At 67.4% G+C, this 13,230-nt stretch carries 11 protein-coding genes; 5 read left to right on the forward strand and 6 right to left on the reverse strand.

The genetic code is table 11. The annotated features are described in order from the left end of the window. The first annotated feature begins 95 nt into the window (after positions 1–95). Positions 96–1,379: a DUF3734 domain-containing protein gene (locus tag SB751_RS15585; RefSeq protein WP_186296884.1), complete on the forward strand. Its 1,284-nt coding sequence runs from the start codon at positions 96–98 to the stop codon at positions 1,377–1,379. A 10-nt stretch (positions 1,380–1,389) separates the two neighbouring features. Here SB751_RS15585 and SB751_RS15590 read toward each other — a convergent pair whose 3' ends face one another. From SB751_RS15590 to SB751_RS15605, 4 genes are read right to left on the reverse strand one after another with little or no spacing between them, the layout of a single operon-like run. Further along, entirely contained in the window at positions 1,390–2,199 is an 810-nt protein-coding gene (locus tag SB751_RS15590) for a polyphosphate kinase 2 family protein (RefSeq protein ID WP_144199160.1), read from the reverse strand. Between the two features lie 37 nt (positions 2,200–2,236). Next, positions 2,237–3,103: a diaminopimelate epimerase gene (gene dapF / locus SB751_RS15595; protein ID WP_144199158.1), complete on the reverse strand. Its 867-nt coding sequence runs from the start codon at positions 3,101–3,103 to the stop codon at positions 2,237–2,239. A 14-nt stretch (positions 3,104–3,117) separates the two neighbouring features. Then, positions 3,118–4,011: a lipid A biosynthesis lauroyl acyltransferase gene (locus tag SB751_RS15600; protein WP_144199156.1), complete on the reverse strand. Its 894-nt coding sequence runs from the start codon at positions 4,009–4,011 to the stop codon at positions 3,118–3,120. Next, complete coding sequence (locus tag SB751_RS15605) at positions 4,008–4,904, reverse strand: lysophospholipid acyltransferase family protein (RefSeq protein ID WP_144199154.1); 897 nt, start codon at positions 4,902–4,904, stop codon at positions 4,008–4,010. Before SB751_RS15605 ends, SB751_RS15600 begins: the two co-directional genes overlap by 4 nt. 335 nt (positions 4,905–5,239) lie before the next feature. Here SB751_RS15605 and metK point away from each other — a divergent pair, with 335 nt between their 5' ends. Together metK and SB751_RS15615 are read left to right on the forward strand one after the other, a co-directional pair. Then, positions 5,240–6,403: a methionine adenosyltransferase gene (metK, locus tag SB751_RS15610; RefSeq protein WP_211943031.1), complete on the forward strand. Its 1,164-nt coding sequence runs from the start codon at positions 5,240–5,242 to the stop codon at positions 6,401–6,403. 131 nt (positions 6,404–6,534) lie between these two features. Then, positions 6,535–7,428 (forward strand): Kdo hydroxylase family protein, encoded by an 894-nt coding sequence (locus SB751_RS15615; protein ID WP_410748215.1) that lies wholly within the window; start codon positions 6,535–6,537, stop codon positions 7,426–7,428. Between the two features lie 31 nt (positions 7,429–7,459). Here the strand turns inward: SB751_RS15615 and SB751_RS15620 are convergent, their stop codons facing one another. Then, the gene (locus SB751_RS15620) at positions 7,460–8,863 is read right to left on the reverse strand and encodes a coniferyl aldehyde dehydrogenase (protein WP_144199148.1); all 1,404 of its coding nucleotides are present in this window, start codon (positions 8,861–8,863) and stop codon (positions 7,460–7,462) included. Between the two features lie 220 nt (positions 8,864–9,083). Here SB751_RS15620 and SB751_RS15625 point away from each other — a divergent pair, with 220 nt between their 5' ends. Next, the gene (locus SB751_RS15625; RefSeq protein ID WP_250025005.1) at positions 9,084–10,775 is read left to right on the forward strand and encodes a GMC family oxidoreductase; all 1,692 of its coding nucleotides are present in this window, start codon (positions 9,084–9,086) and stop codon (positions 10,773–10,775) included. Between the two features lie 12 nt (positions 10,776–10,787). On the opposite strand, the gene SB751_RS15630 is transcribed toward SB751_RS15625, so the two are convergent. After that, positions 10,788–12,332, reverse strand: coding sequence for a methyl-accepting chemotaxis protein (locus SB751_RS15630; protein WP_211943033.1), 1,545 nt, complete (start codon positions 12,330–12,332; stop codon positions 10,788–10,790). Positions 12,333–12,758: 426 nt separating this feature from the next. Between SB751_RS15630 and SB751_RS15635 the strand changes: the two genes are divergently transcribed. Next, positions 12,759–13,226 carry a DUF3304 domain-containing protein gene (locus SB751_RS15635; protein WP_186296879.1) on the forward strand — a complete coding sequence of 156 codons (468 nt, stop codon included), beginning with the start codon at positions 12,759–12,761 and terminating at the stop codon, positions 13,224–13,226. The last annotated feature ends 4 nt before the right edge of the window (positions 13,227–13,230 follow it).

The raw sequence follows: 13,230 nt of genomic DNA on the forward strand, positions 1-13,230 counted from the left end.
GGGGCGCCCCGGCTCAACTTCCGAGGGAGCATGGCGTGGCGGACAAGCGGCAACAGCAGGTAAAACAGGCGACCAAGCAGGCAGTCAGGCGCGAACTGGGCGATCAGGGCGCGCCCCCGCAGGATTCCGCCTCAACGGCTACAGCGGCCCGGGCGAAGCGCACACGGGCGCCCAAGCGCGCCGCAGTGAGCGATCACTGCGCCCCTGACGCGCTGCCGGGCGACGGCCCCGCCCACGAAGCCTATGCGATCCGCGCGCTGGTGCTGCAAGGCGGCGGCGCGCTCGGCGCCTACCAGGCCGGCGTCTACCAGGGTCTGGCCGAAGGCGGCATTCATCCGAACTGGATCGCGGGTATCTCGATCGGCGCGCTCAATGCGGCGGTCATCGCCGGCAACCCGCCCGAAACCCGTGTGACGCAGCTGCGCGCGTTCTGGGAATACATCTGCGCCCAGCCGTGGCTGCCCGGCCTGCCGCTGGAACTGCTGACCGAGACCGCGCCCACCTGGCCGGAGCCGATGCGGATCTGGTTCGACAGCCTCAACGCGGCCCGCGCGATGATCGAAGGCCAGCGCGGCTTCTTCACGCCGCGCGCCATCGCCGATTTCTGGGGCCGTGGCGAAGACCCGGGCCGCGCCAGCTACTACGACACCGCGCCGCTCAAGGCCACGCTGGAGCGCTTTGCCGATTTCGACCGCATCAACCATCCGAAGGAGATGCGCGTCTCGGTGGGCGCCGTGAACGTGCGCACGGGCAATTTCGCGTATTTCGACAACACGCGCGAACGGCTGCGCGCCGAGCACTTCATGGCGTCTGGCGCCCTGCCGCCGGGTTTCCCGGCCGTGGAGATCGATGGCGAGTATTACTGGGATGGCGGGCTGGTCTCGAACACGCCGCTCCAGGAAGTGCTGACTGCCCAGCCGCGCCGGGACGCCCTGATCTTCCAGGTGGACCTCTGGAGCGCGCGCGGCAAGCTGCCGCACAACCTGCTCGACGTGGCCGAGCGCCAGAAGGACATCCAGTATTCCAGCCGCACACGCGCCATCACGGACGTCATGCGCGAGCAGCAGAACTATCGCCGCATGCTGAGCGAGCTGATGGCGCTGGTGCCGGTGTCGAAGCGCAACGACCCGTGGTACCAGCGCGCCGCCGACCATGCCTGCGACGCGCGCCGCAACGTCATCCAGCTCATCTACCGCGACAAGTCGTTCGAGGGCAGCGCCAAGGACTACCAGTTCGGTGCGCTGACGATGCACGAGCACTGGGCGAGCGGGCTCGAGGATATCCGCGACACCCTCAAGCACCCGAAATGGCTGGCGATGCCCGGCCCGGAGCGGCCGTTCGTCACCCACGACGTGCATCGCGGCAACGGCGACGACTGACCCCTGGGCGTCACTCCACCCGCAGTTTCGCCAGTTCCGGCTTCGGCGGCGGGTATGCCGGCTTGAGCTGCCGGAACACGGCCGTGATGATCTCGGCCACCATCAGGTTGCGGTGGGTCTTGGAGTCGGACGGCACGATGTACCACGGGCAGTCCGGCGTGGCCGTGGCCGCGATGGCGGCTTCGTAGGCTTTCTCGTATTCCTTCCAGAACTTGCGCTCGGCCAGGTCCTGCGTGTCGAACTTCCAGTGTTTCTGTGGATCGGCGATGCGCGCCTCGAGCCGCGCCTTCTGCTCGTCCTTCGAAATATGGAGGAAGCACTTCACGATGGTCGTGCCGGTATCGGTCAGCAGGGACTCGAACGCGCGGATCTGCTTGTAGCGGCGCTCCCACTCGGCTTCGGCGATCCAGCCATGCACGCGCGTGATCAGCACGTCCTCGTAATGGCTGCGGTTGAACAGCACGATCTCGCCGACGCGCGGCACCTGTGCATGCACGCGCCACAGGTAGTCGCGCGCCAGTTCCTCGGCGGTGGGCGCCTTGAAGCTGACCACGCGGATGCCAAGCGGATCGACGCTGCGGAAGACCGAGCGCACCGTGCCGTCCTTGCCGCTGGTATCCATGCCTTGCAGGACGACCAGCACCTTGCGGCGGTGCTCGGCGTAGAAGATGTCCTGGAGCGCGTCGAGTTCTGCCGAGAGTGTCTCCAGCCGCGCCTCGTCGGCGGCCTTGTCGCCCTGCGACAGCGGTTTGCCGCCCGGGTCGAAATCGGTCAGATTGAATTTTTTACTACTGGTGATGCGGAAATCGTCCAGCGTCATGGGGTCTCCGGTGGCGTGGCCTGCGGAGCCCCCATAGTCACGCGTTCAGTGCGGCAAGGTCAATAGTGCCTTCGAACACGGTGGTCGCCGGGCCGGTCATCCGCACCGGCTGGCCCGCGCCGTCCCAGGCGATGGTCAGGTCGCCGCCATGGGTGTGGACCTTGACCGGCGAGTCCAGCAGGCCGCGCCGGATGCCGGCCACCACGGCCGCGCAGGCGCCCGTGCCGCAGGCCAGCGTCTCGCCGGCGCCGCGCTCGAACACGCGCAGCCGCACGGTGCCCCGGTCCACGATCTGCATGAAGCCGGCGTTCACCCGCTTCGGAAACGTCTGATGATGTTCGATCACCGGGCCGTCCTGGAGCACCGGGAACTGCTCGGTATCGTCCACGATCTGCACCGCGTGCGGGTTGCCCATCGACACCGGCGTGATCCACGCCGTGCGGCCGTTCACCTCGAGGCCGTAGAGTGTGTCGTCGCCCTCGCGGCGCGTCGGCAGGCCCTCGGGCAGGAACGGCACGCGTGCCGGCGTCAGCTCGGGCGCGCCCATGTCCACCGTGACCTGGCCGTCGTCCTGCAGGGTCAGCGTAATCACGCCGTTCATGACCTCCACGCGCACCGAGCGCTTGTCGGTCATGCCCTTGTCCGTGACAAAGCGCACGAAGCAGCGCGCGCCGTTGCCGCAATGCTCCACCTCGCCGCCATCGGCATTGAAGATCCGGTAGCGGAAGTCCACGTCCGGGCGCGTCGATTTCTCGACGATCAGGATCTGGTCCGCGCCCACGCCAAAGTGCCGGCTGGCGAGCGCGCGCCACTGGGCCTCGGTCAGGTCGAGCGTCTGGTGGATGCCGTCCAGCACGACGAAGTCGTTGCCGGCGCCGTGCATCTTGGTGAACTGGAGTTTCATGGCTCGGATTGTAGCTAGTAAATCTCCGCCTCGCCGGGCGGGCGATGCTTGAAGCGCTTGTGCACCCAGTAGTACTCGGTCACGCGCGGGCGGATGGCGTCCTCGAAGAAGGCGTTCATGCGGCGCGTGTCGTCGGTCACGCTATCGCCGGGGTAGTCCTCCCAGGCGGGCAGGATGTGCAGCACATAGCCCTTGTAGTCGGGCAGCATCTCGGTATAGATCGGCACGACCTTGGCGCCGGTCAGCCGCGCCAGCCGCGACACGGAGGTCAGCGTGAGCGCCTCCACGCCGAAAAACGGCACGAATTCCGAGTCGCGCTCGCCGAAGTCCATGTCGGCGATCAGTTGCAGCGCCTCGCCCTTCTTCAGGCAGCGCAGGATGTCGCGCGCGCTGTCGTTGCGCGAGATCATGTTGGCGCCAAAGCGGCCACGCGCGTGCTTCAGGAAATCGTCGAACAGCGCGTTCTTCTGCTTGGTATACAGCGAGGCCCCCGAGCGGCCCACGTGGTCGCGCAGGTGGATGGTCAGCCGGATCGCGCCGGCCTCCACGCCCGAGAGGTGCATGGTGACGAGGATATGGGGCTTGCCGTCCAGCGCCACCAGGTTGGCCTGGTCGTCGATCTGCACCCAGCGGCGCATCTGGGCCTCGCTGCCGGTCCAGAAGATGCCGCGCTCGGCAAAGCTGCGGAAGATGTGGCGGAAGGTCTCGCGCGACATCTCGTCGATCTCGGCCTCGGATTTCTCCGGGAAACAGAGCCGCAGGTTGGCGCGCACCACCTCGCGGCGACCGCTCGGAATCCGGTAGAGCAGGCCGCCCAGCCCTTCGCCGAAGCGCGCGACGAACGGATACGGCAACTTGCCCAGCACGGTCAGCAGGCCGATGCCGAGCCAGGTAAAGATTCGGCTCATTGGATGGATTCTTGGGTGGCCGCCTGCGGCTGGCTGGTCAGGTCGGGCGGCGGCGGGGCGCCGGTGGGCTGCTTGTAGCGGTTGTAGCCCCAGAGGTACTGGGTGGGCGCCATCGCAATCGACTCCTCGACCGCGCGGTTGATCTGGGCGGCGGCCGCGTCCACCTCGGCGGCCAGTACGCCGCCACAGCCCACCAGACGCATGTGGCCGACATAGCCGGCGCCCTTGGGCAGGCGCTCGGCGAACATCATGACCACCGGCGCGTTGGTCAGCCGGTGCAGGCGGTGCACCAGCGTCATCGAATAGGCCGGCTTGCCGAAGAACGGCGCCCAGGTGCCGTCTCCGGCACTTGGTACCTGGTCGGGGAGGATGCCGACGGCCTCGCCGCGCTTGAGCGCCTTGACCAGCATGCGCACCCCGCGCGGCGTGGCCGGCGCCATCGAGATGCCCGGCCGGCTGCGCATCCGTTCGATGAACTCGCGCAGCCACTGCTGGTGCGGCGGCTTGTACAGCACGGTCACGGGGCGGTGCACCGCATGGGACTGCGGCAGCACTTCAAAGCAGCCCAGGTGCGGGGTCAGGATGATGATGCCGTTGGCCTGCATCTGGAGCCGGTTCAGCGTGGGCCAGAGCGATTCGTCGAAGTTATAGAGCGTGGCGTCCAGCGTCTTGCGGCTCCAGAAGTACGGCATCTCGATGATCAGCCGGCCCGTGGCGCGCGCGGCCTCGGCCAGCATGGCGTCGGTGGCGTCCGGGTAGGCGTGGCGGAAGTTCTCGGTCAGGCGCTGGCCATAGCGGCCCGGCAGCCGCGCCACGAGCAGGCCCAGTGCGCCGCCGATGGCGTGCAGCACGCGCAGGGGCAGGAGGGAGATGAGCCAGAAGATAAAGGTCATGGGGCCAAACGTGGAAATACGGGCAAAAAAGGCTTGTCGACGGGGAATCGCGGGCGAGGCAGGCACGGTATCGTACCGGCTATACGTCCTGGCGCATCCGTGCGCGCGGTGTACTGTGCGGCGCGCCATTCCCGCGCATCGCGGCGTGCTGCAGCGCACGCGGCAGGCGCGTATAATAGCCTGTATCGCCGAGTTAACTGACAACTTGCGGGGCGATGCCGCTCTCTCCAGAGCGGTCTGAAAATACCGCTAAAGCGTCGCCGCATCGTTTCCCGAGGGTGGCACGCAATAGCCGACTCACAGCCAATATTGGCAAACCTTGGAGAAACAAGCTCGTGGCAAACGACTTCCTGTTCACTTCGGAATCTGTCTCCGAAGGCCATCCCGATAAAGTTGCCGACCAGATCTCGGACGCTGTCCTGGACGCCATCCTGGCCCAGGACAAGTACGCCCGCGTGGCGGCCGAGACGCTCTGCAACACCGGTCTGGTGGTGCTGGCCGGTGAAATCACCACCACGGCCAACGTGGACTACATCCAGGTCGCCCGCGACACCATCAAGCGCATCGGCTACGACAACACCGAGTACGGCATCGACTACAAGGGTTGTGCCGTGCTGGTGGCGTACGACAAGCAGTCGCCGGACATCGCCCAGGGCGTGGACCGCGCCTCGGACGACTACCTGAACCAGGGCGCTGGCGACCAGGGCCTGATGTTCGGCTACGCCTGCGACGAGACGCCCGAACTGATGCCGTTCCCGATCTACTACGCCCACCGCCTGGTGGAGCGCCAGTCGCAGCTGCGCCGTGACGGCCGCCTGTCCTGGCTGCGCCCGGACGCCAAGTCGCAGGTCACCGTGCGCTACGTCGACGGCCGCCCGCACAGCGTGGATACCGTGGTGCTGTCGACCCAGCACGCCCCGGACATCACCCAGGCCCAGATCCGCGAAGCCGTGATCGAGGAAATCATCAAACCGGTGCTGCCGGCCGCGATGCTCAAGGACACCAAGTACCTGGTCAACCCGACCGGCCGCTTCGTGATTGGCGGCCCGCAGGGCGACTGCGGCCTGACCGGCCGCAAGATCATCGTCGATACCTACGGCGGCGCTTCGCCGCACGGTGGCGGCGCGTTTTCGGGCAAGGATCCGTCGAAGGTGGACCGCTCGGCCGCCTACGCCGCCCGCTACGTGGCCAAGAACGTGGTCGCCGCCGGCCTGGCGCGCCAGTGCCAGGTGCAGGTCAGCTACGCCATCGGCGTGGCCCGCCCGATCAACGTGACCGTGTACACGGAAGGTACCGGCAAGATCTCGGACGAGAAGATTGCCGAGCTGGTGCAGGAGCACTTCGACCTGCGCCCGAAGGGCATCGTCCAGATGCTGGACCTGCTGCGCCCGATCTACGAGAAGAGCGCCGCCTACGGCCACTTTGGCCGCGAGGAGCCGGAGTTCTCGTGGGAAGCCACCGACAAGGCCGCTGTGCTGCGCGCCGCCGCCGGCCTGTAATCGGTCGCCCGGCAGTCAGGAACCCCGCCGGTCCTTCGGGACCCGCGGGGTTTTTTGTTATCTGGGCGCCACGTGGCACCACGCTGGCCGCGGAGTAGAATCCGGGGCAACCGGACCTCCACGCCAACGCCATGACGACCCCGCTGAACCTGATCCGCACGCAGCCCTATACCGAATGGGCGCCCGACGTCACCCCCGAGGTGCGCGCCGACCTGCGCCGCCAGCTCGAGCAGGGCGCTGTGCTGTACTTCCCGAACCTGAATTTCCGCTTCCAGCCCGGCGAGGAGCGCTTCCTCGATGCCCGCTGGTCCGACGGCAAGTCGAAGAACATCAACCTGCGCGCCGATGACCGCGCCGTGCGCGGCGCCGTGGGCAGCGAGCAGGACCTGGCCGATCTCTACGCGCTGATCCGCCGCTATGCGGACGCCAGCGAGACGCTGATCCACACGCTCTTCCCGGAATATGTGACGCATATGACACGTGCGGGCACCTCGCTGCGGCCCAGCGAGATCGCCGGCCGTCCGGTGAGCTGGCGCAAGGACGACACCCGCCTGCACGTGGATTCGTTCCCGTCCAATCCGATGCTGGGCAAGCGCCTGCTGCGCGTGTTCCACAACATCGACCCCGCCGCGCCGCGCGTGTGGCGCGTGGGCGAGCCGTTCGCGGACTTCGCTGCCCGCTTCGTGCCGAAGACGCACGCCATGTGGCCGGGGCAGGCGTGGCTGATGAAGCAGCTTCACATCACCAAGCGCGCGCGGTCCGAGTACGACCACCGCATGCTCCAGCTGCACGACCTGGCCAAGGCAGACCTGGACTACCAGAAGACCGTGCCGCAGCAGGAGTTCCACTTCCCGCCCGGCGCCACCTGGATCGTGTTCAGCGACCAACTGCTCCACGCCGCCATGCGCGGCCGGGCGATGATGGAGCAGACCATCTACCTCGACCCGGCAGCCATCAGCGACCACACCCACTCGCCCGAGGCGGTGCTGGCGCGCATGCTCGGCAAGCCGATGCTGGCGGCCTGAGCGTCCCCGAGCGTCCCCGAGCGGACCCGATTCAGCGCAGCAACAGCTTCAGCATCGACGCGAAACGCTTGCCGTAAGGCGGCCGCAGCAGGCCGGCGCCGTTCAGCCCGGCCTGATGGAACACCGGCTTGAGCTTGGAGAAGGTCTCGAAGCCGGCCCGGCCGTGGTACACGCCCATGCCGCTCGGGCCCACGCCGCCGAACGGCAGGTCGTCCTGGGCGATGTGGAACAGCGTGTCGTTGATGGTGACGCCGCCGGCCACGGTCTGGCGCATCACGTGGTCCACCACGTCGCGGCGCCGGTCGAACAGATAGAGCGCCAGCGGCCGGGGCCGCGCATTGACGAAGCCGATGGCCTCGTCCACGGTGCGATAGGTCACCACGGGCAGCACCGGCCCGAAAATCTCCTCCTGCATCGCCATCACATCGCCGGGCACGTCCGTCAGCAGCACGGGCGGCAGGCGGCGCGCGTCGGCGTCCGGCATGGCATCGGTCAGCGGCACCACGCCGGCGCCGGCCGCGCGCGCGGCGTCGATCATCGACACCAGCCGGCCAAAATGGCGCGGGCTGATGATGCTGGTGTAGTCGGGGTTGCGGGCGAGATCCGGATAGAGGCGGTTCACGCAGCGGCGCGCGGCCTCGGCAAAGCGGTCGCGCTGGTCCTCGGGCAGCAGCACGTAGTCCGGGGCGATGCAGGTCTGGCCGGCGTTGAGCAGCTTGCCCACCACGATGCGCTCCACGGCGTGGTCGAAATCGGCATGCGGGCCGATGATGGCCGGCGACTTCCCGCCCAGCTCCAGCGTCACCGGCGTGAGGTTGGCGGCGGCGGCGCGCATCACGTGATGGCCGACGTTGGTCGAGCCGGTGAACAGCAGGTGGTCGAAGGGCAGGGCGCTGAAGGTGGCGGCGACCTCGGCATCGCCATTGATGACCGACACCTCGTCCGGCGCGAAGCTGGCCTGTACCAGCTGGGCGAACAGCGCCGAGAAGCGCGGCGTGTATTCGGACAGCTTGACCATGGCCCGGTTGCCGGCCACCAGCGCGCCGGTGAGCGGGCCCACGGTGAGGTAGAGCGGATAGTTCCACGGCACCACCACGCCCACCACGCCGAGCGGCTGCGGCATCAGGCGCGAGCGGCCCGGCAGGAACCACAGGCCGGTGCGGGCGCGGCGCACGCGCATCCAGCGCCGGCCGTGCCGCAGTGCGTCATCGATGCCGGCCAGGCTCGGGAATACCTCCAGCAGCGCGGTTTCCTGCGGTGGCCGGTTGGTGAAGTCGGCGCTGATGGCGGCGGCGATGGCGTCGTGGTGGGTCTTCACGAGCTGCCGCAGCCGGCGCAGGCGGTCCGCGCGGACGTCCCACGGCGGGGTCTGGTCGTGCCGCGACGCCGCGCGCATGGCGCCGAACACCGATGACATGGCGGGAACTTCTCTCATCTGGCGGTCTCCTGGCTGTCCTGGCGGGGCTGCTTTGGGGATGGCGCATGACCCTCGCGCACCATCGCGCACCATAAGCCAGCCGCCCCGTTCCCGCAATGGAGGACGGCCCCCAAACGCTGCGTGCCGGCGCGGGTCGTTCCCGGCTTCATTCCGCCGGCCCCAGCGCCTACACTGGATTTTCGCGGTGGCCCGGGAACACAGGCAGGCGGGGAGACAGATGGAAGCGATCTTTGACTATCTCGTCGTGGGGGCCGGCTCGGCCGGCTGCGCGCTCGCCGGCCGGCTGGCCGACAGCGGCACCGACTCCATCGGCCTGCTCGAAACCGGCGGCCACGATCACCATGTGCTGGTGCGCACACCCGCCGGATGTGGCGCGATGCTGCCGCGCGCTGGCCGCCGCAACTACGGCTACGAGACCGTGCCGCAGGCCGGGCTGGATGGCCGGCGCGGCTACCAGCCGCGCGGCCGGGGCCTGGGCGGGTCATCGTCGATCAACGCCATGATCTATATGCGGGGCCGCCCGGCCGACTACGACGGCTGGGCCGCCGCCGGCTGCGACGGCTGGTCGTGGGACGATGTCCTGCCCGTCTTCCGCCGCGCCGAATGCAACGCCCGCGTGGCCGGCCACGACGACGATCCGCTGCACGGCGGCACCGGCCCCCTCCACGTCAGCGATCTCTGCTCGCCCAACCCGTTCGGCCAGCATTTCATCGATGCCGCCGAACTGGCCGGCCTGCCCCGCAACGACGATTTCAATGGCGACGAGCAGGAGGGCGCCGGCTGGTACCAGGTGACCCAGCACAACGGCGAGCGCTGGAACGCCGCGCGCGCCTACCTGCACGGCGGCAACGTGCGCGACCGCGCCTGCAACGGCGGGCGCTCGCACCTGCATGTGCTGACCGGCACGCAGGTGCTGCGGATCCTGTTCGAAGGGCGCCGCGCGGTGGGCGTGCTGGCCCGGCGCGATGGGGCCGAGGTGGTGCTGCGCGCGCGCCGCGAGGTCATCGTCAGCGCCGGCGCGTTCGGCTCGCCGCAGTTGCTGATGGCGTCCGGCATCGGCCCGGCGGCGCACCTGCGCGGGCACGGCGTGGCCGTGGTGCATGACCTGCCCGGCGTGGGCGAGAACCTCCAGGACCATCTCGACGTGATCCTGCACAAGCGCGTGGCGGCCACGGCGCTGTTCGGCGTCTCGCTGGCCGGGGCCTGGCGGCTGCTGGCCGAGATGCGGCGCTACCGTCGCGAGAACGCCGGCATGATGACGTCGAATTTCGCCGAGGCGGGCGCCTTCGTGCGCAGCCGCCCGGACCTCGACGAGCCGGACCTGCAACTGCATTTCGTGGTGGGGATGGCGGACAACCACATGCGCCGCGTCAATCGCGGGCATGGCTATTCCTGCCATGTCTGCCTGCTGCGGCCGCGCAGCCGGGGCGTGGTGCGGCTGGTGTCGGCGGACATGCGCGAGGCGCCGGCCATCGATCCGCGCTATTTGTCCGATCCAGAAGACATGGAGGGGATGGTCAACGGGCTGCGCATCGTGCGCGCCATTTTCGACCAGCCCCCGCTGGCCGCGTTTGGCGGCCGGGAGCTGTATTCGGCGGACCTGCGGCTCGATGGCAGCGACGATGACGCCGTGCGCGCGCTGATCCGCCGCCAGGCGGACACGATCTACCACCCCGTGGGCACCTGCCGCATGGGCATGGACCCGCTGGCGGTGGTGGACCCGCAGCTACGGGTGCGCGGCGTGGAGGGGCTGCGCGTGGTCGATGCGTCGATCATGCCGACGCTGGTCGGCGGCAATACCAACGCGCCCGCCATCATGATCGGCGAGCGCGCCCACGACCTGATCCGCTATGCGCCGCGCGTGACGCTGCGCATCCGCGAGTCGGTCGCCGGGGTGGCGGCGGACTGAAGCCAGTCGACTTCAGCCGGCCATCCGGAACTGCCCCACGCAGTCGCGCAGCTTGCCGGCCTGCTCGTCCAGGGACTGGGCGGCGGCGGCGGCTTCCTCGACCAGCGCGGCGTTCTGCTGCGTGACCTGATCCATCTGGCCCACCGCGTGGCCCACCTGCTCGATGCCGGCGCTCTGCTCCTGCGAGGCCGCGGCGATCTCGGCGATGATGTCCGACACGCGCTTCACGGCCTGGCGGATCTCGGTCATCGTGCCGCCCACGCCTTCGGCCTGGGTGGAGCCGGTGCGCACGGTGGTCACCGAGGCCTCGATCAACTCCTTGATTTCCTTGGCGGCGCTGGACGAGCGCTGCGCCAGGCTGCGCACCTCGCCGGCCACGACCGCGAAGCCACGGCCCTGCTCGCCGGCGCGGGCCGCTTCCACGGCGGCGTTCAGCGCCAGGATGTTGGTCTGGAAGGCGATGCCCTCGATCAGGTTGGTGATCTCGGCGATGCGCTCGGAGCTGCCGCTGATGGCGCCCATCGTATCCACCATCTGCTGCACGGCCTGGTTGCCGGCGTCGGCCACCTCGGCGGCGTTGGCCGCCAGCGAGCTGGCCTGGCGCGCGTTCTCGGCGTTCTGGCGCACGGTGGTGGTCAGCTCTTCCATGCTCGACGCGGTTTCCTCCAGTGACGCCGCCTGCTGCTCCGTGCGCGACGACAGGTCCACATTGCCGGCCGCGATCTGCCCGGCGGCCACGCTGACGGAATCGGTGGACTGGCGCACCTCGCGCAGGGTCTGCGCCACGCGCTCGATCAGCGTGTTGAACGATTGCGCGGTCTGGCCGATCTCGTCCATCCGCGCCACCGACGCGCGATGATCCAGGTCCAGCGTCTGGCTCACGTGTTCCAGCGTGCCCTGGATATCGGCCAGGCTGTGCCTGATGCGGCGATACAGCGACACGGCCATGAAGACGGTGAACGCCACGACGGCGACGATGACGCTCACGAACGTCCACACGGTGCGGGTGTGCTGCGCCTTGTTCGCCACCACGGCGTCGTCGCCGAGCTTTGTGTTGTACGCGATGTGTTCGTCGATGGCATTGCGCAGGGCCGCCGATGCCTGGAACAGCTCGCTGCCGGGCGTCAGCATTTGCTGGACCGCACTATGGTCGTTGTTGTTGGACCGATCGAGGAAAGCGGGGAACTGGTCGACGAACCGCTTGATGGCGGATTTGCCGGATTCCAGCAGCTTGCTGTCGGTCTCGTCCGAGATATCCTCGCGGGCGTACAGCGCCGCCATTTCGTCGAGGCGCTTCCTGGCCTTGGCGATGTCGGCTTCGGCCTCCTTCTTGGCCGCGGCGTCATCGGTGACCGCATGGCGGTACAGGCTCACGCGCAGACCGGCCACGGCGTCGCTGATGATATTCAGGTGCCGCACACTGGCCAGCGTGTTCGAGTTGAAGTACTCGAGTCGTTTCTCGGCTTGGTTGAGTTGCCAGATGCCGCCGATTCCGAGGAACAGCAGCGAGAGTACGGCGATGGAAAGCGTAAGAAGCAGGCGTTGGGTGATATTCATGGGGTGTGGACGGCACATGCTTTATCGCAGTGCTCGTTGGTGGCGACTGAAGTGCAGGCAGGCTCGTAGCCCGTCGCCTCAACGTTTACGACCGGTTTCTCACGGGTTGAAGGGATTTTCGATGCGCCGCAGCAACCGGCGTGCGATGTCCGGCCATGCCCCCACTGCGCTGAGATCCCCGGATATATCAAAAATCACATTTTTACGATTGTTTAATCGGATCTGAAAGAGCCTGATATGCCTCTTGCGCATGTGCGTATCGCAAAGGAGGGGTATTTCATGAGGCGGCATTCATCTTTTCTCGGATTTTTCTTACCACGGATGGCTCGTCCATCTGCGTTGCTGACGGGCCGAAGGGCGTCAGATTGTCAGGTTTTATATATCAGTGTGTCGAGACGGATTGTCCGATCGTCGGCAATGCTTGCCATGGCAGTCGCGATTAGCGGGTGCGCTGTTGCGCCAGAAAGTTCTATCGATGCCCGCGCAAAATCGGTTAACTACACGGAAGATTACATCCATCGCTATTCAATTATGAAGCTTAGCGGTGAGCCCTATGGTATTGGCGGTAGTCAAGTGAAGCCCTTCTCCTGGGGAAGTGCAGGCACCGGTGGCTGCTGCGTATGGCTACCCGGTGTAGGCCGATCTATCAAGGTTGAATGGCAGGTTGGGCAGTTTCACGATTTGCGTCCGCACTGGAAAACGTTTAGCAAAGACGTGGTTATTATCGGTGAGGCCCCAAGTAAGGCAAATGCAGAGGGGTATCTAATTATCCGATTCTTCGAAGGTCACGAGATTGAGGCGGAGTTTGTACAAAGGGAGAAATTTCATCCGGCCAATCCACGCACTGACGCTGCGTTCTCCGGAAAACGGCTCATGCGGCGTAAGGGGGAGTGATGCA

Origin of the sequence: Cupriavidus sp. SIMBA_020 (genome assembly GCF_046535395.1) — a bacterium.
Lineage (GTDB): Bacteria > Pseudomonadota > Gammaproteobacteria > Burkholderiales > Burkholderiaceae > Cupriavidus > Cupriavidus campinensis.

What these genes read in the sequence shown, in the direction of transcription:
- SB751_RS15625 (WP_250025005.1), top strand. Translation starts at nt 9,084, where the DNA reads ATGGAAGCGATCTTTGACTATCTCGTCGTGGGGGCCGGCTCGGCCGGC.
- SB751_RS15615 (WP_410748215.1), top strand. Translation starts at nt 6,535, where the DNA reads ATGACGACCCCGCTGAACCTGATCCGCACGCAGCCCTATACCGAATGG.
- SB751_RS15635 (WP_186296879.1), top strand. Translation starts at nt 12,759, where the DNA reads ATGGCAGTCGCGATTAGCGGGTGCGCTGTTGCGCCAGAAAGTTCTATC.
- dapF (WP_144199158.1), bottom strand. Translation starts at nt 3,103, where the DNA reads ATGAAACTCCAGTTCACCAAGATGCACGGCGCCGGCAACGACTTCGTC.
- SB751_RS15605 (WP_144199154.1), bottom strand. Translation starts at nt 4,904, where the DNA reads ATGACCTTTATCTTCTGGCTCATCTCCCTCCTGCCCCTGCGCGTGCTG.
- SB751_RS15620 (WP_144199148.1), bottom strand. Translation starts at nt 8,863, where the DNA reads ATGAGAGAAGTTCCCGCCATGTCATCGGTGTTCGGCGCCATGCGCGCG.
- SB751_RS15590 (WP_144199160.1), bottom strand. Translation starts at nt 2,199, where the DNA reads ATGACGCTGGACGATTTCCGCATCACCAGTAGTAAAAAATTCAATCTG.
- SB751_RS15630 (WP_211943033.1), bottom strand. Translation starts at nt 12,332, where the DNA reads ATGAATATCACCCAACGCCTGCTTCTTACGCTTTCCATCGCCGTACTC.
- SB751_RS15600 (WP_144199156.1), bottom strand. Translation starts at nt 4,011, where the DNA reads ATGAGCCGAATCTTTACCTGGCTCGGCATCGGCCTGCTGACCGTGCTG.